The sequence below is a fragment of the Stenotrophomonas sp. LST15-1-1.1 genome (assembly GCF_040815575.1).
In the GTDB taxonomy this organism is placed as follows: Bacteria; Pseudomonadota; Gammaproteobacteria; order Xanthomonadales; family Xanthomonadaceae; genus Stenotrophomonas; species Stenotrophomonas lactitubi_B.
In genome coordinates this window covers 184,193-203,602 of record NZ_JBFPNJ010000032.1, presented here as the reverse complement: position 1 = coordinate 203,602, position 19,410 = coordinate 184,193, and the positions used below count along the sequence as shown (strand labels likewise).

The following is a 19,410-nucleotide window of genomic DNA, read 5'->3' as shown; positions in this document are numbered from 1 at the left end:
GATCACCACTCCATGGCCAAAGCGCCGCTTGACCTGACCTCCGGCCCGATCGGCCGCAACCTGCTGCTGTTCGCGCTGCCGATCCTGGCCGGCAACATCGCGCAGTCGCTGAACGGCTCGGTGAATGCGGTGTGGGTGGGGCGCTTCCTCGGCGAAGCGGCACTGACCGCCACCGCGAACGCCAACAACATCATGTTCTTCCTGATCGGTTCGGTGTTCGGCTTCGGCATGGCCTCGACCATCCTGATCGGCCAGGCCATCGGCGCGCGCGACATTGCCCAGGCACGGCGCGTGGTCGGCACCAGCGCCACGTTCTTCATCGGCCTGTCGGTGATCATCGCCATCGCCGGCTGGTTCCTGGCCCACCCGCTGCTGGCGGCGATGGGCACGCCTGCCGCCTCGCTGCCCTTGGCCGAGGCCTATCTGCGCATCATCTTCCTGGCGATGCCGACGCTGTACGCCTTCGCCTTCCTCAGTGCGGCGCTGCGCGGTGCCGGCGATTCGCGCACGCCGTTCCGCTTCCTGCTGGTCTCGGTGGTGCTGGACATCGCCCTGAACCCGGTGCTGATCTTCGGCATGGGGCCGTTCCCGGAACTGGGCATCGCCGGCTCGGCCTGGGCCACGCTGGTGTCGCAGACGCTGTCGCTGGCCGGCCTGCTGCTGTACATGCGGCACAAGCGGCATACGCTGTGGCTGGGCCGCGCCGACATGCACCTGTTCAAGCTGGACATGACCATCCTGCGTGCGCTGGTGGTCAAGGGCGTGCCGATGGGCCTGCAGATGGTGCTGATCTCGCTGTCGGTGATCATGCTGATGACGATGGTCAACCAGTACGGCACCGACACCGGCGCAGCCTACGGTGCGTCGCTGCAGCTGTGGAACTACGTGCAGATGCCGGCGATGGCGATCGGTGCGGCGTGTTCGTCGATGGCCGCGCAGAATGTCGGTGCGCAGCGCTGGGATCGCGTGCGCGGTACCGCACGCCAGGGCATCGCGTTCAACTTCCTGCTGACCGGCGCGTTGATCCTGCCGCTGGTACTGCTGGACCAGTATTCGCTGGCCTTGTTCCTGCCGCAGGGCAGCGAGTCCCTGCAGATCGCGCGGCACCTGAACCACATCGTGATCGGTTCGTTCCTGTTCTTCGGCGTCAGCTTCGTGATCTCCGGCGTGGTGCGCTCCACCGGCGCGGTGCTGCCGCCGCTGCTGATCCTGGCGGCGTCGCTGTGGGGCGTACGCGTGCCGTTCGCCGAATTCCTGCAGCCATACTGGGGCGCCGATGCGATCTGGTGGAGCTTCCCGGCCGGTTCGTTGGTATCGATGCTGCTGTCGCTGGCGTACTACCGCTGGGGTGGCTGGCGCAAGGCGAGGATGATCAGTACGCCCGTGCGCGCGGAAGAACTCGCCACGCCATCGGAGATTCCGGCCTGCCCGCCGTCGCCGGTGGCCGACCCGGATGCTGTGACCCGGTAGCGCCGGGCCACGCCCGGCGAGCGCAGCGGTTGCCAGAAATCCGCCGGGCATGGCCCGGCACTACCGCTTTTTCTTCGTGGCGTTGTGCTTTGCGGCCGCACGCATCAGGGCTTTGAACGCCGTGGCGTTGGGCATTTCGCCTTCGTGGATGTCGATCGCGCGGCGCGTGCCGCCTTCCAGGCTGGCATTGAACAGGCCCTTCGGGTCCGGCAATGCAGCGCCGTGGGCGAAGGTCAGCTTCACTGCCTGCTTGTAGGTCTCGCCGGTGCACAGGATGCCGTTGTGTTCCCACACCGGTGTGCCACGCCACTTCCAGGTTTCCTCAACGTCCGGCAGCGCCTCGTGGATCAGCGCGCGCACGCGGGCGAGGATGTCGCCACGCCAATCACCGAGCTCGGCAATACGGGCGTCGATAAGGGCGGCGGCAGGGAGAGCGGCATCTGCGGGATCGGTCTTCTGCGTGGCCATCTCGTGGTCTCCTACGGGGAAAGATCCTGGGGAATTACATGCGTTCGCCGGGTAGCTCGCTGGCCTGCCGCACCCAGTCGAGGAACCGCGCCTCGTCCAGCGCCCCATCCTCAAGGATATGCAGGTAGCGCGTGTCGGCGCTCCTGGACGGTTCCGGCGGAACAGGCTGCAACCGCGCGCCGCAGAAAAAGGCGACCTTGATGTAGCGGGCGAAGCAATGGAAGCTGAGGAACCAGCCCTCGCCGGCAGCGATGCCGTACATCGGCGAGTTCCATTTCACCGCCTTGTGCACGCCGGGCACGGCCTGCTCGATCAGTGCATCCAGACGTGCACCAACGGCCCGTTTCCAGTCCGGCATGGCGGCGATATAGGCCTGCACGGGCGCATCGCCTTCACCCTTGGCGATCTGCGGATTACCGCCGGACAGCAGCTTGGGCGCAGCACTGTGGGCAGGTCGCTTGGCAGGCATCGCAGGGGCCATGGGGGTCGAAGGCCCGAGCGTACGCCGCCGCCCGGCAGCGGTCACGGCGCACTGCGCCATGGCCTCAGAGGCTGCGGCGGAACTGCTGCCAGGTGGGCAGTTTGCGGGCGCCGCGCAGGAACCACATCAGGGTGGCCATCACCAGGCCGAACATCGCGCCGGATGCGCCCCCGGCAAGCAACAGCAGTTCCAGCGCCGGGGCCCTGCCCTGCCACAGCAGCAGCCACATCAGCACCGTCCAGAACACGCCGAACAGCAGCCCCTGCAGCAGCGTATTGGTCAGGAACCCGGCCAGTATCGGTGGCGGCAACGCGACACCCAGCCGCCACAGCATGCGGTGCAGCAAAGGGGCCGCTTCCCTCCGTGGCACGCCGGAACGGTCCAGGAAGCGCAACGCGACCTGGATGTCCGCCGGGTATCGATGGTCGGTCTCATCCATTCATTGAAACTAACGAGGCGACGCCACAAACGCAAACGGCCGCCCGAAGGCGGCCGTCGCGGCAACAACCGAAGTTGTTTATCAGCCCTTGGTTGCCAGGCGGGCAGCCTTGGCGGCAGCAGCGGCAGCCAGATCTTCCTTGATGCGGGCAGCCTTGCCTTCCAGGCCACGCAGGTAGTACAGCTTGCCGGCGCGGACCTTACCACGGCGCTTCACTTCGACCGAGTCGATGATGGCGCTGTGGGTCTGGAACACGCGCTCGACGCCGTAGCCGTGCGAGATCTTGCGCACGGTGAACGAGGAGTTCAGGCCGCCGTTCTTGGTCGCAATGACAACGCCTTCATAGGCCTGCACGCGCTCGCGGGTACCTTCCTTCACCTTCACGTTGACGACAACGGTGTCGCCCTGGCTGAACTGCGGCAGTTCACGGGTGATCTGGGCGGATTCGAATTCCGCGACGATGGACTTGTTCAGCTTGCTCATGGGTTACACCGATTCATTGTTCGGGTGGGCGTGTCATTCGACAGCGTGGGCTCATGCAGTCACCGGACTGTGCTGCACGTTTGTTTTGGGTATTGCACGCCGGCCTGGGCTGGCGGTAATTGGCCATGATAGCCGATAAAGCGGGGCTGGCGCTAGGGCCTGCCCTTTTCTGCCGGGGCCTGGCGGGCCAGGGCCAGCAGCTTGCGGTCAGCCTTGCCCAGCGCGGGTTCATCCAGCAGGTCCGGGCGCCGCTGCGCGGTACGGATCAACGACTGCTGCCGGCGCCAGGCGGCGATGGCGGCATGGTTGCCCGAGCGCAGCACGTCCGGCACGTCACCCAGCGGATGCTGGGCCGGCTGGCTGTAATGCGGGCAGTCGAGCAGGCCGAGGTCGCCCTCGAAACTGTCCTGCGCGGCCGATTCGGCGTCATTCAAGGCGCCTTCCTGCAGCCGGGCCACGGCGTCGATGATGACCGCAGCCCCCAGCTCGCCGCCGGACAGCACATAGTCGCCGAGGGAGATCTCCTCGTCGACATTGGCGGCCAGGAAGCGTTCGTCGATGCCTTCATAACGCCCGCAGAGCAGGACCATGCGCGGCAATGCCGCCAGTTCCCGCACCTTGGCCTGGGTCAGCGGCGCACCCTGCGGGCTCAGATAGATCACCCGCGCAGGCGTCGGATCGGCCTCGCGGATCGCCTGCAGGCAGGCCTGCAGCGGTTCGATCAGCATCACCATGCCCGGGCCACCGCCGAACGGACGGTCGTCCACCCGACGGTAGTTGCCCTCGGCGTAGTCACGGGGATTCCAGCCATGCAGGCTGAACAATCCCTTTTCCTGCGCACGGCCGACCACACCCAGTCCAGCGGACTGGGCGAGGAAATCGGGGAACAGGGTGATGACGTCGAAACGCATGCTCACACTCAGAACTCGGGGTCCCAGTCGACCACGACCAGATTGGCCTCGAAATCGACGGATTTGACGAACTCCGGCACGACGAACGGAATCATCCGCTCGCGATCACCGCGTACGACCACCACATCGTTGGCGCCGGTACTGAACAGGTGCGAGACCTGGCCGAGGGCAACGCCTTCGACGGTCTTCACATCCAGGCCTTCCAGATCGACCCAGTAATACTCGTCGGCATTGGGCGGCGGCAGCGCACTGCGGGCCACGAAGACCTCGGTGCCGTGCATCGCCTCAACCGTGTCGCGATCCTCGATGCCCGGGAAACGGGCCACCAGGTGCTTGCCGGTATCCCGGCCACGGGCGCCTTCAAGCGTCGATTCCTGCCCGTTGGGGCTGCGCAGGATCCACGGTTGGTAACGGAAAATAGCGGAACGCGGCTCGGTCCAGGACTCGAGCTTTATTTCGCCGCGCACACCAAAAGCGCCGACAATCCTGCCAAGCAGGATGCGGCGCTCGTTATCTTTCATCTGCGTTCAATCAGATGGGCCGCACCAGGGCGCGGCCCGTCAGGATCAGGCCGCAGCGGCCTGGGACTTGCTCGCTTCCTTGATCAGGTTGCGAACTTTTTCGGTCGGCTGGGCGCCGTTCTTGACCCAATGATCAACGCGGGCCAGGTCCAGCTCGATGCGCTTCTCGCCACCCTGTGCAACCGGGTTGTAGAAGCCGACGCGCTCGATGTTGCGGCCGTCGCGGGCGCTGCGGACGTCGGTGACGATGATGTGGTAGAACGGACGCTTCTTGGCGCCGCCGCGGGTCAGTCGAATCTTGACCATGGTGGTTTTTTCCTATTGCCCAGTCGCCAGGATGGCGCGGTAAGCGGGAGATTATAGCGGCAGAGTCCGGCCGAGCCAACCCCGCGGAAAAACAGACCTGTCCGGTAGCGCCGGGCCATGCCCGGCGGCTTTCATTCAGCAAAGTGATGGATTCAGCGACTGATCCCGCGTCCCGCCAATGCCAAAGGCGTCACGCGACGCCCAATGCCGGCAGGGCGACACGATCCATATCGAACACGTCGACCTCGTGACGTTGCAGCAGATCATCAAACGCGTCCGCGCCAATCTGCTCGATCAGACGCCGCTCAGATTCATGGATGGCGATGCACTGGAGCCAGTTGATCGCGAGAGGTGGCAGCTGCAGCCCCGCAAACCTTCCCTCACGCCAGAAGAAGGGAGGCACCAGATAGATATGCGGCATCTTCGACGACGGGAAGTAGTCCAGCAGGATGTCCAGAATCACGCTGCCCGGTAGCACCGCCGCACGATCACGCATGATCGCAAATGCAGTGGAGGCAACGACGTTGTCCCAGTGCAGTCTCTCCTCAGGTACACATGCGCAAAGCTCGACGCGCGTTTCCAGTTCATGACCATTTGAGTGGCGTAGTGCGAAATCAGATAGTCCGATGGACGAAATCGACTTCAGGCCCGCTTCCGGAGCGTTGGGCGTCGTGAGGATGTCGACCGAACGCTGGCGACGGTCATCGTGAAAGGCCTGGACCTTGGGCCGTGCGTCGCCGCCCATGATCTTCATCGCGTGCATCGCTACCGCGCGATGCTGCTCGGTGACTGTGCCCATATCTGATTGGAACTCCTGAACTGTCCTGTGCTGCGAAAGCATCCGCCGGGCATGGCCCGGCGCTACCCACCCTGGGTCTTCACGGTAGCGCCCGGGCACGCCCGGCGAGCAACCGCCAGCGCACCTCGTTCAGGAAAGCGGCTGCCAGGGCACCCGGGCCAGCACCGCCCTGCCCTGTTCGGCCAGGGCCTGCGAACCCGGCAGCACGTGACCGTCGATGGCGTCCAGCGCCCACAGCCCGCTGGCGTTGCAGGCGAAGGCGGCCTGCATGCCGGCCAGCTCATTCAGTTGCAGCGGGCGGATCTGCTGTGGACCCACCCAGCCCGCCTGCAGCAGCGCTTCAGCGGTTCCCCGCAGCGCAGGCGCCTGCGGCCAGACCAGGTGTTCGCCGTAATGCACGGCCAGGTTCCAGGTCGTGCCCTCGCTGATCTGCCCATCGGCAGTCACCAGCAGCGCATCGTCGAAACCCGCTGCCAGCGCGGCACGGCGCTGGGCGAACAGGCCGAACGTGCCGACGTGCTTGATCTGCGGCAGCTCGCGCTGCCAGGTCACGCTGCGTACGCGCTTGGGCGCGGTCAGCGCGACTGGTGCGGAGACGGCAACCAGTACATCCACCGGCACGCTGGCCAGCGGATCGCGGAAATCGAAACGGCGCGAGAACACGGTGACCCGCATCGATGCGTCGACCTGACCGGCCTGCTGCAGCGCCTGTGCCATCCACGCCTGGACCTGCGCGATATCGAGCGTGCTGCCGAACAACTCGCGCGTTGCCTTCGCCAGCCGTTGCAGATGCAGATCGAGCCCCTGCACCGCGTGGCGGCGCACCTGCAGCGAGGTGAAGTGGCCATAGTTGGTCAGCGCCGGCAGCAGGTCTTCGGCCCGCGCCGTGGCGCCGTTGCAGGTCACCATCATCGCAGCAGTGCCTGCGCCTGTTCCCACATGCCACGCAGCACGTCGGCGGCCGGCGCGGCCGATGCCATCCACGCCGACTGACCGGCCCAGGCCTGCATCGCGGCAAGCCGGTTTTCCTGGGTGGCCTGCTTGCGCATCGGAGCGGTCAGGCCGCGCTGCACCGGATACGGGCGCGGTGCGGGCGCGCCCTCGGCGGCAGCGGCGCGCACGTAAGCGGTCGCCAGGCCACGTCCCAGGCGCCCGCTGAAGGCACGGGTCGGCCAGGTATCTTCGGGTTCACTGCGGGCCAATGCGTCGGCCCATGCCGGTGCCACCGCCGCTTCGGGTGTGCGCAGGAAAGCCGTGCCGATCTGCACCGCGCTGGCCCCAAGCATCAAGGCAGCGGCAATGCCGCGACCATCGCCGATGCCACCCGCAGCGATCACCGGAATCTTCAGGTTGTCCGCCAGCCGCGGCAGCAGCGCAAACAGGCCGACCAGCTGCTGCTCGGCACGCATCGGATCGAAGGCACCGCGATGGCCACCGGCTTCAGCACCTTGCGCGACCACGGCGTCAGCACCCGCATCCTGTGCCGCGCGCGCTTCGGCCAGCGTCGTCGCGCAGGCGATCCAGGCGATGCCCGCATCCTTCAACTGCTGCACATGACGCGGTGACAGCACGCCCATGATGGTCGAGACCACCGCCGGCCGTGCCGCCAGCAGCGCGCTGAACTGCTCCTCGAAATCAGCAGGCGTGGCATCTGCGGCGCTGGCCGCGACCTCCGGCCCCCATTGGCCCAGGAAAGCACGCGTGGCGGCCTCGGCGGCCACATCGCGCACCGGTGCGGGATCGGGCAACCACAGGTTCACCTGCGCCGGACCGCTGGACGCGGCCCGGAAGTCCTGCATCCATCGGCCGATATCCGCCGCGGGCGACAACACCGCCCCCATCGCGCCCATGCTGCCGGCGTTGGCCAGCGTGGCCGAAAGCGGAACCGGGCAGGCGCCGGCCATCGGTGCCAGCAGGATCGGCAGCTGCAATGAAAAACGCCGACAGAAATCGTCGGCGCGTTCGAGAATCGGCGAAAGGCTCACGCGACGCACCTGTGGGAGGAGTCGCTGCCAGCATACGCCAGACATTGTGGACGGGAGCGTCGCCTCGGGCGATCCGCTCCCGGGTTGCTCAGCGTGCAGACACCGCGTAGGTGCGGACCAGCTGGCTGTCCATTTCTTCGTTGAACTTGAAAGTTACATAGCGCGCGTCATCCGCGGCGAACTCTTCCTCGGCGCTGGCGCGGCCGATCTCGGTGCCCTCGGCATCCAGTGCACGCGCCACCAGCTTGCCCTTGAAGACCTTGTCGGCCACCACGTAGACCGCTGCGCCCTTGGAGCCCATGCCACGGCTCTTGCCGAGGGTGACGGTGAGCCCGCGCGCGGCCAGGGCCGGATCGGCCTGCAGCGTCACGTTCATCTTCTTGTCCACGCCCTCGCCCAGCCCAGCGACGAAATCGGCAGCGGTGCCGCTGATGGCACTGCCGGCCTTCTGCGACACGGAGGTGTCGTCCTTGCAGGCAACCAGGCCCAGGGCCAGCGCCATCACCACGATCGACTTGTTCATGCACATTCCTTTGATTGATTCCGCGGGTTGTTCAAGCGTTCGATACAGCGCGCGCTCAACGGAACGGCATGCCACGGCCGCCCATGGCGCCCATCATGCCCTTCATGCTGCGCATCATGCCCTTCATGCCGCCGCCGGCCATCTTGCTCATCATCTTTTCCATCTGCATGTACTGCTTCATGAGCTTGTTGACGTCGGCCGGGGTCACGCCCGAGCCCTTGGCGATGCGGGCGCGACGCGAGCCGTTGAGCAGGTTCGGGTTGCGCCGTTCCTTCTTGGTCATCGAGCCGATGATGGCGATCATGCGCGGCACTTCCTTGCCCTGGCTGACCTGCTGCTTGAGGTGCTCGGGAATCTGGCCCAGGCCCGGCAGCTTGTCCATCAGGCCGCCGATGCCGCCCATGTTCTGCATCTGCTCGAGCTGGTCGCGCATGTCGTTCAGATCGAACTTCTTGCCCTTGGCGACCTTTTCGGCCAGCTTCTGCGCCTTGTCCTTGTCGACCTGCTGCTCGACCTGCTCGACCAGCGACAGCACGTCGCCCATGTCGAGGATGCGGCTGGCGATACGGTCCGGGTGGAACACGTCCAGGCCTTCCGGCTTTTCGCTGACACCGACGAACTTGATCGGCTTGCCGGTGATGTAGCGCACGCTCAGCGCGGCGCCGCCACGGGCGTCACCGTCGGTCTTGGTCAGCACCACGCCGGTCAGCGGCAGTGCATCGCCGAAGGCCTTGGCGGTATTGGCAGCATCCTGGCCGGTCATGGCGTCGACCACGAACAGGGTTTCAGCCGGGTTGACCGCAGCGTGCAGGGCCTTGATCTCGGCCATCATCGCTTCGTCGATGGCCAGGCGGCCGGCGGTATCGACCAGCAGCACGTCGACGAACGACTTGCGCGCGTCATCGATGGCAGCGCGGACGATGGCTTCCGGCTTCTGGTCGGCGCTGGACGGGAAGAACAGCACGCCCACCTGCTCGGCCAGCGTCTTCAGCTGCTCGATCGCCGCCGGACGGTAGACGTCGGCCGAGACCACCATCACCTTCTTCTTGCGCTTTTCCTTCAGGTGCTTGGCCAGCTTGCCGACCGTGGTGGTCTTGCCGGCGCCCTGCAGGCCTGCCATCAGGATGATGGCCGGAGCGGGAACGTTGAGGTTCAGGTCGCTGGCTTCGGCGCCCATCACCGCGGTCAGCTCGTCGCGCACGACCTTGATCAGGGCCTGGCCCGGGGTCAGTGACTTCAGCACTTCCTGGCCGACCGCACGCACCTTGATGCGCTCGATCAGGGCCTGCACCACCGGCAGCGCGACGTCGGCTTCGAGCAGCGCGATGCGGACCTCGCGGGTCGCCTCGCGGATGTTCTCTTCGGTCAGGCGGCCACGGCCACGCAGGCGCTCGATGGTGCCGGAAAGGCGCTGGGTCAGGGACTCGAACATGCGGCGCAACCTGTCTGAAAGCGGGGGACAATAAGGCCCACAGTATAACGGGTCCACCGCGCCCCCCGGACTGCGACGCCAGGCCCGTCGCCAGCACCGCGGGGGTATGCGAAACTTCAACGATGACAATCGTTCTCATTGCCGTCCTGCTCTACCTGGCCGCCAGCGTTCTGCTGGTGCGCGCCCTTGGTCGCAACGACGGGGTGACCGCGCCTGTGTGGCTGTGGCCTGCGCTGCCGGCGATGCTGCTGCATGGCGGCTACCACGTGCTGGTGGCGATGCGCACGACCGGCGGACCGGACATGCACTTTTTCGCCGCGCTGTCGCTGGTGGGCCTGGGCATGGCCTGGTTGACCTCGCTGGTGGGCGCGCGCGGGCGCATGTCCACCCTGGGCGTGGTGGTGTTCCCGCTGGCCGCGCTGCTGTTGCTGGTCTACCACGGCTACGGCCACGAACCGAGCAAGCTGCTGGGCTGGCGACTGGCCAGCCACGCCTGGTTGGCGCTGCTGGCCTACGCCACGTTGAGCATCGCTGCGCTGCTGGCGATCATGCTGTGGCTGCAGGAACGTGCGCTGCGCCGCCGGGAATTCCGTCCGTGGCTGCGTGCGCTGCCGCCGATGGCCGACCTTGAATCACTGCTGTTCCGGGTGATCACCGTCGGCTTCGCCCTGCTGACCCTGACCCTGGTCACCGGCGTGCTGTTCGTCGACGACCTGCTGGCGCAGAAGCTGGTGCACAAGACGGTGCTGAGCGTGCTGTCGTGGATCGTGTTCGGCGTGCTGCTGATCGGCCGCCGTCGCTATGGTTGGCGCGGCGCGAAGGCGGTGCACTGGACGCTGACGGCGATGCTGTTGCTGCTGCTGGCGTTCTTCGGCAGCCAGTTCGTGATCGAGCTGGTGTTCGGGCATTCGCGATAGAGGCGTGCCGGCCAACGGCCGGCAATCGGAGCCAGTAGATCCACGCCATGCGTGGATGCCCCATGGGCTCAAGGAAGCGGCTGGGCCAGGATCTTCCGCACCGAGCGGCCGCTGTTGGTGAGGATGTCATCGACCTGCCAGCAGCCCTCGCGCTTGCGCACCATCGGCAACCGCGTCACGTAGGCCTTGCCCCAGACCGGGTAGCGCATTTCGACCTGGCCGGCCGTGGCCGACGCCTGCTTCCAGCTGTAGCGCACCGGGCTGTCGATATCCCCGTCCTGCGCGTCCAGCCACGGATCGGAATCGATCGTGCAGATGCCCTCTTCGCGCACCTGGCAGGCACGCTCGGCGTGCAGCGCCTTGGCGAATGCCGCGCTGACCAGCGCCTGCGGCGGCTGCAGCAGGTCGCCCTTGCCGGTGGTCGCTTCGAAGAAGGCGCGGGCCACCTCGGCCGGTTCCCGGCAGGCAGGCGCAGCCTGCACGGTGGGGGCCAACAGCAGGCTGACGATCGCCAACATCCCTGTCTTTCGCATATCCAGTTCCTTGATGGTGGAGAGACGCCGGGCATGGCCCGGCGCTACCGGCAACACGTATGGGTAGCGCCGGGCCATGGCCGGCGAGCGCGCAGCGCGACGGAGATTACAACCCGTACCGCTCGATCGCATCCAGGTGCGGCTGGCGATCCTGGTCACAGGCCTCGGCCAAGCGCAGCCAGCAGTGCGGGTGCGCCCAATCCGCCGTCGCCTGCTGCAGGAAGCGATGCAGCGCCAGCGGCGCGTGATCCTGCGGCTGGGCGACAGTGAACAGCAGCCCCGGCAGCGTGCCGTCTTCCGCGTCCGGATCGGTCACGGTGTAGTCCGCACGGCTGTGCGCCCAGACCTTCCAGCCCTGTGCTTCGGCCGCTTCGACGAAGTCTTTCCATGCCTCCTCGCCCGGGTGCGCGCCGTCGATCAGCCAGCTGCGTGCGAAACCACCCCGCTCCAGCACATGCACCTGCGCATAGGTCGGAATGAAGTGCTCGCGCTCCGCTTCGTCCTCTGGTGCGGGGTGCACCAGGCCGGCGTCGAACACCACCCAGTCACCCACCTGCTGTGCGCGGTTGGCCGGTGCGTTCTCGACGATGCGCGCGGTCACCGGACCGCTGCGGCGGGCGTAGTACTCCATCGGCTCGCCGCCTTCCTCGCTGCGGATGATCACCCAGCCCCACGGTTCTTCGACCACGCCCTGCTGGCTGGACAGCTCCATGCCGATCGCTGCTGCCGAGCGGCGCACCGCATCCCAGTCGCGCGCCGCGCTGGCCGCACTCATGTGGTCCCAGTGCGCGGCGTTGGGCTCTTCCAGCAGTTCCACCAGCTGCGCATAGCAGGCCTGTGCCTCGCTGAAGCGGCCGGTCTCCATGTACATGCGCGCAAGCGTCCCCCGTGCACCGTTCGATCCCGGCGACAACGCCAGCAATGCCTGCGCGGCCTGCTCCAGCGCCGGCCAATCCGAAGCGCGCCGTGCACGCTGCACCTCGCACCAGTGCGCGAACACCGGCACGCTGTCGCGGTAGGTCGCGGCCAGCCTGCGCAGGCCGTCATCATCGCCCTGCTCGGCCAGCCAACGCATCAGCGTGTAGGCCGCTGCGCCATCTTCCTGCGCGTGGCCGCGCACGAAGTCCCACAGCAGTGCCTGCGCTTCGCTCTTCGCGCCACAGGCATGCAGCGCCGACGCGGCGACCTCGGCCAGCGCGCCGTCGTCCGGCCGCTCGGCGTGCGCCTGCAGCAGCCACTGCGCTTCACGCTCGGGATCGCGCGACTGGTTCTGTTCGCCCTGCGCCTGCAGCCACGCCAGCAGTTCATCGGCAGGCACCGGCAGCGGTGCCGTCTGCGGCAGCGCCTCGATCCGTGCCGCCAAGCCAGCCACCAGCGCGGCAGCGCCGCGGTCCTGCCGCAGCTGCGCCAGATGGGTGCGGGCCAGGCCCAGCTGGCGCTGCGCCACCCAGCGCGCACCGCGCTGCAGGGCCAGTTCCAGGCTCAGTGCAGCGATCTCGATCACCAGGCGGTGTGCGCCAACAGTGGCGAAGTGCTCGATGATGGTGTTGAAGCGCGTGCCGAGATCCCAGGTGTTGCGTTCGCCATCACGACTGCACAGCGTCGAAGCCGTATTGGCCCACAGCCGCCAGTGGTTCGGCGTCAGCTCGCTCCAGGGCACCAGCTGCTGCAGCGCCTCTTCATCACGCCCCAGCTGGGCCAGCGCCCAGGCCTTGGACAGCCGACGCGGCACCGTGCAGTTGGCCGGCTCGTATTCGCCTGCAGCGGCCACTTCGGCCTCGCGCTGCTCGATCAGTGCCAGCGCCTCCGCAGCACGGCCGCTGGCCAGCAGGATCTTGATCTGCATTTCCGGGAAGCTGTCAAACACTTCCTTGCCGCGCGCCTGGATCGCCGCCGCCTGCACCTGCAGGTAGTCCAGCGCGTCCTGGCCGCGGCCGTCGTCCAGCAGCGCGTCGGCCTTCTCGCAGCTCAGGCACTGGAAACAGGCCCAGCTCGGGTCGATGCGGCCCAGCGTCTCGTCGCAGACCTCGATGCGCTCGGGCACCCAGCCCGGACCATCGATGTTGCCGTAGCAGGCGGCAAGGTCCTGGGTGACGCAGATCGACTGCGGGCAATCCAGCGTATCGGCGCGGTGTGCGCGCTCGAACAGCGCCACCGACTCGCCCAGCGCGCTTTCACCCTCGACACGGTTGCCGACGCGGTTGCGCAGCGCCCAATGGCCGACATAGACGTCGACCCAGGGGTTGTCCAGCGCCTTGCCCAGCGCGCGTGCTTCGGGAAGCAACGCATCGACGCGGTCGACCTGCAGTTCACTGACTTCATCGGCAAGGCGGGTCAGCAGGTGGGCGTTCTGTGCCTGCCCGGCCTGGCGCAGGTCTTCCTGCAGTTTTTCGACCCAGTTCCAGATATCCATGGGGTAATACTCCTTTCTAGCGAAGGCTGGATGAGAGGGGGCGGTGCTCAGCGCAGCATCTGCTGCAGGGCACCGGCAATATCAGTGAATGCACCATTGAGATCGGGGCCCGGCGTCGCCGCACTGCGCTGCAACGGCCGGCCCTGCGCGGACACGATGATCTTCAGCGAGCGCAGCAGGCGCGCGGCCGCTGCGGCCTGCGGGTGGCCATCGCGCTGGGCCTGCAGCAAGGCCTGCACGGCTGGATTGTCCAGGTTGAGGTAAAGCCGCGACGGTGCGCGGGCCTCGATGCGCGCGGTGAACTGGCGCGCCAGCCGCAATGCCGCCATCGATACGCGCTTGTCGTTCTCGTCGTCTTCCAGGCGCTGCTTCAGTTCGGCTTCGCGGTCAGGCACCACCACCACCGGCAGCGCCTCGGGGCTGAACCGCGCCGGCAGCAACTGTTCGCCATCGCCCAGGTGTTCGCGCAGCCAGGCCAGCTGCGCATCGTCAAGGCTGTCGTCGGTGCGGAACAGTGCGCGATTGCCCTGCTCGGTACCGAGTTCGACCAGGCGCAGGCCCTTGGCCTGGGCCCAGCGGCGCAGGAAAGGCACCACGGCATAGCGATGGCCATGCGCGACCGGCACGCCCATCGCACGGAACAGCATTTCCTCGAAGCCGCCACCGTTGTCGAGGATCACATGCACCGCGCCGCGCGCCGGCAACGCGCTGGCCGGCAGGTCACCCTGCGAGGTCGGCACGCGCACGTGTTCCAGCAGCAGGTCGAACAGGCGCTCATCGCACAGCGCCGCGCCCAGCAGGGCTTCGTTGTGGCGGCTGAGCACGCGTCGCCAGGCTTCGGGCTGCTGCCGCGCCACGTCGGCCAGGCCATCGATCAGCGCTTCCAGCAGGGCGTGCTGTACTGCGCGATAGTGGTCATCGCGCTGCAGGTCCTCGCGGCTGGCGGTCGGGGTCAGCTTCGACGATTCGATCACCCCACCGATGAAGCCGGCCCACGGCGGCAGCAGGTCGCGCGCGTCGTCGTCCAGCAGCATGCCGCGCACGAACACCGACAGATTGCGGTTGTCGCTGGTGCCGTAGGTGGCACCGTCCTGCACCCAGAGCATGCCGACGGCGTCGCTGCTGCCATCGGACTGCAACGGCATCGTCACGATGGGCTCGAAATCGTGTTCGAAGCGGGCCGCGAACTGCTGCGCCTGGCGGCGTGCCTGCACCGGATGCAGCACGACGTCACCCTGCCCGCGCCACGGCGGCGGTTCGGGATTGATCGCGGCGGTCGCCGCACCGATGAAGATCGGCTCGGACAGCAGCGCGCAGTAGCGGCCCAGCACCTCGTGCAGGCGCAATTCGTTGGCCAGCGGCAGGAAGTCCGGATGCAGCTCCAGCTCGACCTCGGTGCCGATCGCGCGTGCCGGCACTTCGCTGACGGTGTACTGCTCGGCGTTGCTGGACACGTACAGGTGGCCCAGCTCCGGCGCTTGATAGGAGGTGGTGCGCACGCTGACACGGCGCGCCAGCACGAAGGCCGACAGGAACCCCAGGCCGAACATGCCGATCAGGCCTTCATTATCCTCGCCCTCTTGGCGCAGGCCGCGGGTGTAACCGACCCCGACCGTGGCCAGGTAATCGTGGATTTCCTGCCGGGTCAGGCCGGCACCGGTGTCGGTGATGCGCAGCACGCCGGCGGCGACATCGACCTGCACGTCGATGCGCGACACACACTGGATGCCGGGCTGCTCGATACGGCGACGGATGATCGAATCGTGCGCGTTCTGCACCAGCTCACGCAGCGCCACCATCGGGGTGGAATACAGGTGCTTGCCCAGCACCGTCATCAATCCATTGAGATCGACCCCGGCGCGGCGGATTTCGGCGGCGGGGGTGCTGAACATCGGGTCCTGCATGTAATCGATTACTCCTTGCCACGGAAAGGCGCCAGGGGGCGCCTTCGTCGAGCCGGGAAAACTAGCACAGGCAGGCTGACCGTTGCCGCATGTGACGTTTGTAGAACCACGCTCGGCTGCCCTTTGCCGGAAAAGCAGCCGAGCATGGCCTCGGCTCTACAGTACCGGCATCACGCCGCGTCGATGGCCTCGGACAGGCGTTCGACCGCGATCACTTCCATGCCCTTCACCGAGCCGCCCTTGGGCGCATTGGCCTTGGGCACGATGGCGCGCTTGAAACCGTGGGTCGCCGCCTCGCGCAGGCGGTCCTCGCCGTTGGGTACCGGCCGGATCTCACCGGACAGGCCGACTTCACCGAACGCGATGGTCTTCTCGGCCAGCGGACGGTCCTGCAGCGAGGACAGCACCGCCAGCAGCACCGGCAGGTCGGCGGCGGTCTCCTGCACGCGGATGCCACCGACGACGTTGACGAACACATCCTGGTCGCCTACCAGCACACCGCCATGCCGATGCAGCACCGCCAGCAGCATGGCCAGGCGGTTCTGCTCCAGCCCCACCGCCACGCGGCGCGGATTGGACAGCGGCGAGGCGTCGACCAGCGCCTGCACTTCCACCAGCAGCGGCCGGGTGCCTTCGCGGGTGACCATCACGCAGCTGCCTGGCTGATGCGTGCTGGCACCGGACAGGAAGATCGCCGACGGATTGGAGACTTCCTTCAGGCCCTTGTCGCCCATCGCGAAAACGCCCAGTTCGTTGACCGCACCAAAGCGGTTCTTGAAGGCGCGCAGCAGGCGGAAGCGGCTGCCGCTCTCGCCTTCGAAATACAGCACGGCATCGACCATGTGTTCCAGCACGCGCGGGCCGGCGATGCCGCCCTCCTTGGTCACATGGCCGACCAGGAACACCGCGGTTCCGGTTTCCTTGGCAAAGCGCACCAGCCGCGCAGCGCTCTCGCGCACCTGGCTGACCGAACCGGGCGCGGCGGTCAGCGTCTCGGTCCAGAGCGTCTGCACCGAATCGGCCACGATCAGCCGCGGCCCACTCTTGGTGGCGTGCTGCAGGATGGATTCGACACCGGTCTCGGCCAGCGCGTTGACGCCCTCCAGCGGCAGCTCCAGCCGGTGTGCACGACCGGCCACCTGGGCCAGCGACTCTTCACCGGTGACATAGAGCACCGGCAGCACCGCGGCCATCTTCGCCACCGCCTGCAGCAGCAGGGTGGATTTGCCGATGCCCGGGTCGCCACCGACCAGCACCACCGCGCCCTCGACCAGGCCGCCACCGAGCACGCGGTCGAATTCACCGATGCCGGTGCTGACCCGGTTGTGCTCGGTCTGCGCCACGTCCTTCAGTGCGGTGATCTTCGGCGGGTCGATCTTGCCGGCCCAGCCGGCACGGCGCGAGGCGGGCGCCTTGGCCGCCGTCGCGCTTTCAAGGACGATTTCCGACAGCGCGTTCCAGGCATTGCACTCGGTGCACTGGCCTTGCCACTTGCTGTATTCGGCGCCGCATTCATTGCAGACATACGCGGTGCGGGCTTTGGCCATCGGAGATTTCCTGCTGGGGCAACGAGCGTGGCAGGATAGCCGAGCCGGGTCGCACGTGCTGCGACCACTCAAGTCCCACCCGCCGGTGCCGATAGCGGTGGCGGGCGTGCGCCTTGCGGGCGCCCTTCCCCTCTCCTCTGGATTCAACATGACTGGTAGTTACAGTCAGAGCCTGGTCGCCATCTCGCTGCTGGTGGCCATGCTGGCATCGTATACCGCGCTCGACATGGCCGGCCGCCTGGCCACGGCCGAGGGCCGGGTCGCCCGCTGGTGGCTGGCCGGCGGTGCCGCCGCGATGGGCCTGGGCATCTGGTCGATGCACTTCATCGCGATGCTGGCGTTCAAGCTGCCGATTCCAGTCGGTTACGACCTGGCGATCACCCTGTATTCGCTGGCCGTATCGATCGGCGCATCGGCCTATGCGCTGTGGCTGGTGTCGCGGCCCAGCCTGCCGCTGCAGCGGCTGGCCGCCGGTGCGGTGCTGATGGGACTGGGTATCGCGGCCATGCACTACCTGGGCATGGCCGCGATGCGGATGCAGCCGGGCATCGACTACCACCCCGGCTGGTTTGCCGCGTCGATCGCGGTGGCCATCGGTGCCGCAGGTGCAGCGCTGTGGATCGCCTTCCGGCTGCGCGTCGAACAACGCAACACGGTGCGCCTGCGGATACTGGCATCGCTGGTGATGGGCCTGGCCATCGTCGGCATGCACTACACCGGCATGGCCGCCGCGCGCTTCCCGGCGGGCAGCATCTGCGGCGCGGTCGGCAGCGGCGGCATCGACCCCCGCTGGTTGGCCGTGCTGGTGATCGTGACCACCCTGGCCACGCTGGGCATCGCCCTGGTTGCCTCGTTGTTCGACCGCCAGATGCGCGTGCGCACCGGTCTGCTGGCCGATTCCCTGGCCCACGCCAATGACAAGCTGATCCAGGCCGCGCTGCACGATCCACTGACCCAGCTGCCGAACCGCATGCTGCTGCAGGATCGGATCGAGCAGGCCATCGAGAAGGCACAACGCCGCCAGCAGTCGGTGGCGGTGATGTTCTGCGACCTCGATGGCTTCAAGGCCGTCAACGATGCCTATGGCCACCAGCTGGGTGATCGCCTGCTGGTTGCGGTGGCCCAGCGCATCGGGGCTCAGCTGCGGCCGCAGGACACCCTCGCCCGCCTCGGTGGCGACGAGTTCGTGATCGTGCTGGCCATTGATGCGCCTGACGATGCGGCGGTGGTCGCCGAACGGGTGATCGCGGCGGCCAGCGAACCGTTCGTGCTGGACGCGGCGGAACTGCAGGTCACCGCCAGCCTGGGCATTGCCCTGTATCCGGACGATGCCAGCGACGAACGCGAGTTGATGGCACATGCCGATGCGGCGATGTACCACACCAAGGAAACCGGACGGAACGGCTACACCTTCTTCATCCCTTCGATGCAGCTCAGTGCCAACCGCCAGCTGCGCCTGCTGCAGGACCTGCGCAAGGCGATCGCGCGCAACGAACTGCTGCTGCACTACCAGCCGAAATTCCCGGCGGCCGATGCGCCCGCCACCGGCGCCGAGGCGCTGCTGCGCTGGCAGCATCCGGAGCTGGGGCTGCTGGCACCGGACGTGTTCATTCCCATCGCCGAGCGCAGCGGCCTGATCCTGCCGATCGGCGACTGGGTGCTGGACCAGGCCTGCGCGCAGCTGCGGGCCTGGCATGACGGCGGGCACAGCCACTGGACGATGGCAGTGAACCTGTCGCCGCTGCAGTTCGCCTCGCCGGCGCTGCTGGACAGCGTGCGGTCGGTGCTGGCGCGGCATCGCATCGACCCGGCGCGGCTGACCCTGGAGATCACCGAAACCACCGCGATGAAGGATGTCGAAGCCAGCCTGGCGATCCTCAACGATCTGACTGCGATGGGCGTACACATCGCCATCGACGACTTCGGCACCGGCTATTCCAGCCTGCTGTACCTCAAGCGCATGCCGGCCACCGAACTGAAGATCGACCGGGCGTTCGTGCATGACCTCGAACGCAATGACGAGGATGCGGCCATCGTGTCCTCGATCATCGCGCTGGGCCGCACCCTGCAGCTGCAGGTGGTGGCCGAGGGCGTGGAGACCCAGGCCCAGCGCGATTACCTGAGTGAGCTGGGCTGCGACCAGCTGCAGGGCTATCACCTTGGACGGCCGATGGAGGCCGAGGAGTTCCTGCGCAAGGTGGGGTGAGAGGCAACCGCATCCACGCATGGCGTGGATCTACTGGCTGCCGGCCAGCGGCCGGCACTACCGGACAACGGA

General features: G+C 67.2%; 19 protein-coding genes. 3 read left to right on the top strand and 16 right to left on the bottom strand.

Features of this window, described 5'->3' with window-relative positions:
• The first annotated feature begins 12 nt into the window (after window positions 1-12).
• Complete coding sequence (locus tag MRBLST15_RS18765) at window positions 13-1,470, top strand: MATE family efflux transporter (protein WP_127564167.1); 1,458 nt, start codon at window positions 13-15, stop codon at window positions 1,468-1,470.
• A 60-nt stretch (window positions 1,471-1,530) separates the two neighbouring features.
• Here MRBLST15_RS18765 and MRBLST15_RS18760 read toward each other — a convergent pair whose 3' ends face one another.
• The 12 genes from MRBLST15_RS18760 to ffh form a co-directional block, all read right to left on the bottom strand.
• Complete coding sequence (locus tag MRBLST15_RS18760; protein ID WP_265951292.1) at window positions 1,531-1,938, bottom strand: DUF1801 domain-containing protein; 408 nt, start codon at window positions 1,936-1,938, stop codon at window positions 1,531-1,533.
• 34 nt (window positions 1,939-1,972) lie between these two features.
• Window positions 1,973-2,407, bottom strand: coding sequence for a DUF1801 domain-containing protein (locus MRBLST15_RS18755; protein WP_367787313.1), 435 nt, complete (start codon window positions 2,405-2,407; stop codon window positions 1,973-1,975).
• A gap of 76 nt (window positions 2,408-2,483) precedes the next feature.
• Window positions 2,484-2,858, bottom strand: coding sequence for a DUF6404 family protein (locus MRBLST15_RS18750; protein ID WP_312705699.1), 375 nt, complete (start codon window positions 2,856-2,858; stop codon window positions 2,484-2,486).
• Window positions 2,859-2,939: 81 nt separating this feature from the next.
• Complete coding sequence (gene rplS, locus MRBLST15_RS18745; RefSeq protein ID WP_223494549.1) at window positions 2,940-3,341, bottom strand: 50S ribosomal protein L19; 402 nt, start codon at window positions 3,339-3,341, stop codon at window positions 2,940-2,942.
• Window positions 3,342-3,493: 152 nt separating this feature from the next.
• Complete coding sequence (gene trmD, locus MRBLST15_RS18740; protein ID WP_312705698.1) at window positions 3,494-4,252, bottom strand: tRNA (guanosine(37)-N1)-methyltransferase TrmD; 759 nt, start codon at window positions 4,250-4,252, stop codon at window positions 3,494-3,496.
• Between the two features lie 8 nt (window positions 4,253-4,260).
• Window positions 4,261-4,773 carry a ribosome maturation factor RimM gene (gene rimM, locus MRBLST15_RS18735; protein WP_025873820.1) on the bottom strand — a complete coding sequence of 171 codons (513 nt, stop codon included), beginning with the start codon at window positions 4,771-4,773 and terminating at the stop codon, window positions 4,261-4,263.
• A gap of 45 nt (window positions 4,774-4,818) precedes the next feature.
• Window positions 4,819-5,079 (bottom strand): 30S ribosomal protein S16, encoded by a 261-nt coding sequence (gene rpsP / locus MRBLST15_RS18730; RefSeq protein ID WP_025873821.1) that lies wholly within the window; start codon window positions 5,077-5,079, stop codon window positions 4,819-4,821.
• Window positions 5,080-5,269: 190 nt separating this feature from the next.
• The gene (locus MRBLST15_RS18725; RefSeq protein ID WP_230110529.1) at window positions 5,270-5,878 is read right to left on the bottom strand and encodes a suppressor of fused domain protein; all 609 of its coding nucleotides are present in this window, start codon (window positions 5,876-5,878) and stop codon (window positions 5,270-5,272) included.
• A 129-nt stretch (window positions 5,879-6,007) separates the two neighbouring features.
• A complete protein-coding gene (locus MRBLST15_RS18720; protein WP_367787309.1) occupies window positions 6,008-6,790 on the bottom strand; it encodes an aminotransferase class IV family protein in 783 nt (260 codons plus the stop codon).
• Window positions 6,787-7,863, bottom strand: coding sequence for an NAD(P)H-dependent flavin oxidoreductase (locus tag MRBLST15_RS18715; RefSeq protein ID WP_312705696.1), 1,077 nt, complete (start codon window positions 7,861-7,863; stop codon window positions 6,787-6,789). The genes MRBLST15_RS18720 and MRBLST15_RS18715 overlap by 4 nt, the downstream gene beginning before the upstream one ends.
• An 88-nt stretch (window positions 7,864-7,951) precedes the next feature.
• On the bottom strand, window positions 7,952-8,386 hold the full coding sequence (locus tag MRBLST15_RS18710) for a hypothetical protein (RefSeq protein ID WP_367787307.1): 435 nt from the start codon (window positions 8,384-8,386) through the stop codon (window positions 7,952-7,954).
• 55 nt (window positions 8,387-8,441) lie between these two features.
• Complete coding sequence (gene ffh, locus MRBLST15_RS18705) at window positions 8,442-9,818, bottom strand: signal recognition particle protein (RefSeq protein WP_100551878.1); 1,377 nt, start codon at window positions 9,816-9,818, stop codon at window positions 8,442-8,444.
• A 122-nt stretch (window positions 9,819-9,940) separates the two neighbouring features.
• Here ffh and MRBLST15_RS18700 point away from each other — a divergent pair, with 122 nt between their 5' ends.
• Complete coding sequence (locus MRBLST15_RS18700) at window positions 9,941-10,735, top strand: cytochrome C assembly family protein (RefSeq protein ID WP_265951284.1); 795 nt, start codon at window positions 9,941-9,943, stop codon at window positions 10,733-10,735.
• Window positions 10,736-10,803: 68 nt separating this feature from the next.
• Here the strand turns inward: MRBLST15_RS18700 and MRBLST15_RS18695 are convergent, their stop codons facing one another.
• The 4 genes from MRBLST15_RS18695 to radA form a co-directional block, all read right to left on the bottom strand.
• The gene (locus MRBLST15_RS18695) at window positions 10,804-11,268 is read right to left on the bottom strand and encodes a hypothetical protein (RefSeq protein ID WP_367787304.1); all 465 of its coding nucleotides are present in this window, start codon (window positions 11,266-11,268) and stop codon (window positions 10,804-10,806) included.
• A gap of 106 nt (window positions 11,269-11,374) precedes the next feature.
• Window positions 11,375-13,681, bottom strand: coding sequence for a tetratricopeptide repeat protein (locus MRBLST15_RS18690; RefSeq protein WP_367787302.1), 2,307 nt, complete (start codon window positions 13,679-13,681; stop codon window positions 11,375-11,377).
• 47 nt (window positions 13,682-13,728) lie between these two features.
• The gene (locus tag MRBLST15_RS18685) at window positions 13,729-15,585 is read right to left on the bottom strand and encodes an ATP-binding protein (protein WP_367787300.1); all 1,857 of its coding nucleotides are present in this window, start codon (window positions 15,583-15,585) and stop codon (window positions 13,729-13,731) included.
• Between the two features lie 170 nt (window positions 15,586-15,755).
• Entirely contained in the window at window positions 15,756-17,132 is a 1,377-nt protein-coding gene (radA, locus tag MRBLST15_RS18680; protein ID WP_100551874.1) for a DNA repair protein RadA, read from the bottom strand.
• 148 nt (window positions 17,133-17,280) lie between these two features.
• Here radA and MRBLST15_RS18675 point away from each other — a divergent pair, with 148 nt between their 5' ends.
• Window positions 17,281-19,338 (top strand): putative bifunctional diguanylate cyclase/phosphodiesterase, encoded by a 2,058-nt coding sequence (locus tag MRBLST15_RS18675; RefSeq protein WP_265951280.1) that lies wholly within the window; start codon window positions 17,281-17,283, stop codon window positions 19,336-19,338.
• Window positions 19,339-19,410: the final 72 nt, after the last annotated feature.

Coding starts and splice junctions, on each gene's coding strand:
- MRBLST15_RS18720 (WP_367787309.1), bottom strand. CDS start 6,790: ATGATGGTGACCTGCAACGGCGCCACGGCGCGGGCCGAAGACCTGCTG.
- MRBLST15_RS18700 (WP_265951284.1), top strand. CDS start 9,941: ATGACAATCGTTCTCATTGCCGTCCTGCTCTACCTGGCCGCCAGCGTT.
- MRBLST15_RS18675 (WP_265951280.1), top strand. CDS start 17,281: ATGACTGGTAGTTACAGTCAGAGCCTGGTCGCCATCTCGCTGCTGGTG.
- MRBLST15_RS18685 (WP_367787300.1), bottom strand. CDS start 15,585: ATGCAGGACCCGATGTTCAGCACCCCCGCCGCCGAAATCCGCCGCGCC.
- rpsP (WP_025873821.1), bottom strand. CDS start 5,079: ATGGTCAAGATTCGACTGACCCGCGGCGGCGCCAAGAAGCGTCCGTTC.
- MRBLST15_RS18755 (WP_367787313.1), bottom strand. CDS start 2,407: ATGCCTGCCAAGCGACCTGCCCACAGTGCTGCGCCCAAGCTGCTGTCC.
- trmD (WP_312705698.1), bottom strand. CDS start 4,252: ATGCGTTTCGACGTCATCACCCTGTTCCCCGATTTCCTCGCCCAGTCC.
- ffh (WP_100551878.1), bottom strand. CDS start 9,818: ATGTTCGAGTCCCTGACCCAGCGCCTTTCCGGCACCATCGAGCGCCTG.
- MRBLST15_RS18695 (WP_367787304.1), bottom strand. CDS start 11,268: ATGCGAAAGACAGGGATGTTGGCGATCGTCAGCCTGCTGTTGGCCCCC.
- radA (WP_100551874.1), bottom strand. CDS start 17,132: ATGGCCAAAGCCCGCACCGCGTATGTCTGCAATGAATGCGGCGCCGAA.
- rimM (WP_025873820.1), bottom strand. CDS start 4,773: ATGAAAGATAACGAGCGCCGCATCCTGCTTGGCAGGATTGTCGGCGCT.
- MRBLST15_RS18750 (WP_312705699.1), bottom strand. CDS start 2,858: ATGGATGAGACCGACCATCGATACCCGGCGGACATCCAGGTCGCGTTG.
- MRBLST15_RS18690 (WP_367787302.1), bottom strand. CDS start 13,681: ATGGATATCTGGAACTGGGTCGAAAAACTGCAGGAAGACCTGCGCCAG.
- rplS (WP_223494549.1), bottom strand. CDS start 3,341: ATGAGCAAGCTGAACAAGTCCATCGTCGCGGAATTCGAATCCGCCCAG.
- MRBLST15_RS18760 (WP_265951292.1), bottom strand. CDS start 1,938: ATGGCCACGCAGAAGACCGATCCCGCAGATGCCGCTCTCCCTGCCGCC.
- MRBLST15_RS18710 (WP_367787307.1), bottom strand. CDS start 8,386: ATGAACAAGTCGATCGTGGTGATGGCGCTGGCCCTGGGCCTGGTTGCC.
- MRBLST15_RS18725 (WP_230110529.1), bottom strand. CDS start 5,878: ATGGGCACAGTCACCGAGCAGCATCGCGCGGTAGCGATGCACGCGATG.
- MRBLST15_RS18765 (WP_127564167.1), top strand. CDS start 13: ATGGCCAAAGCGCCGCTTGACCTGACCTCCGGCCCGATCGGCCGCAAC.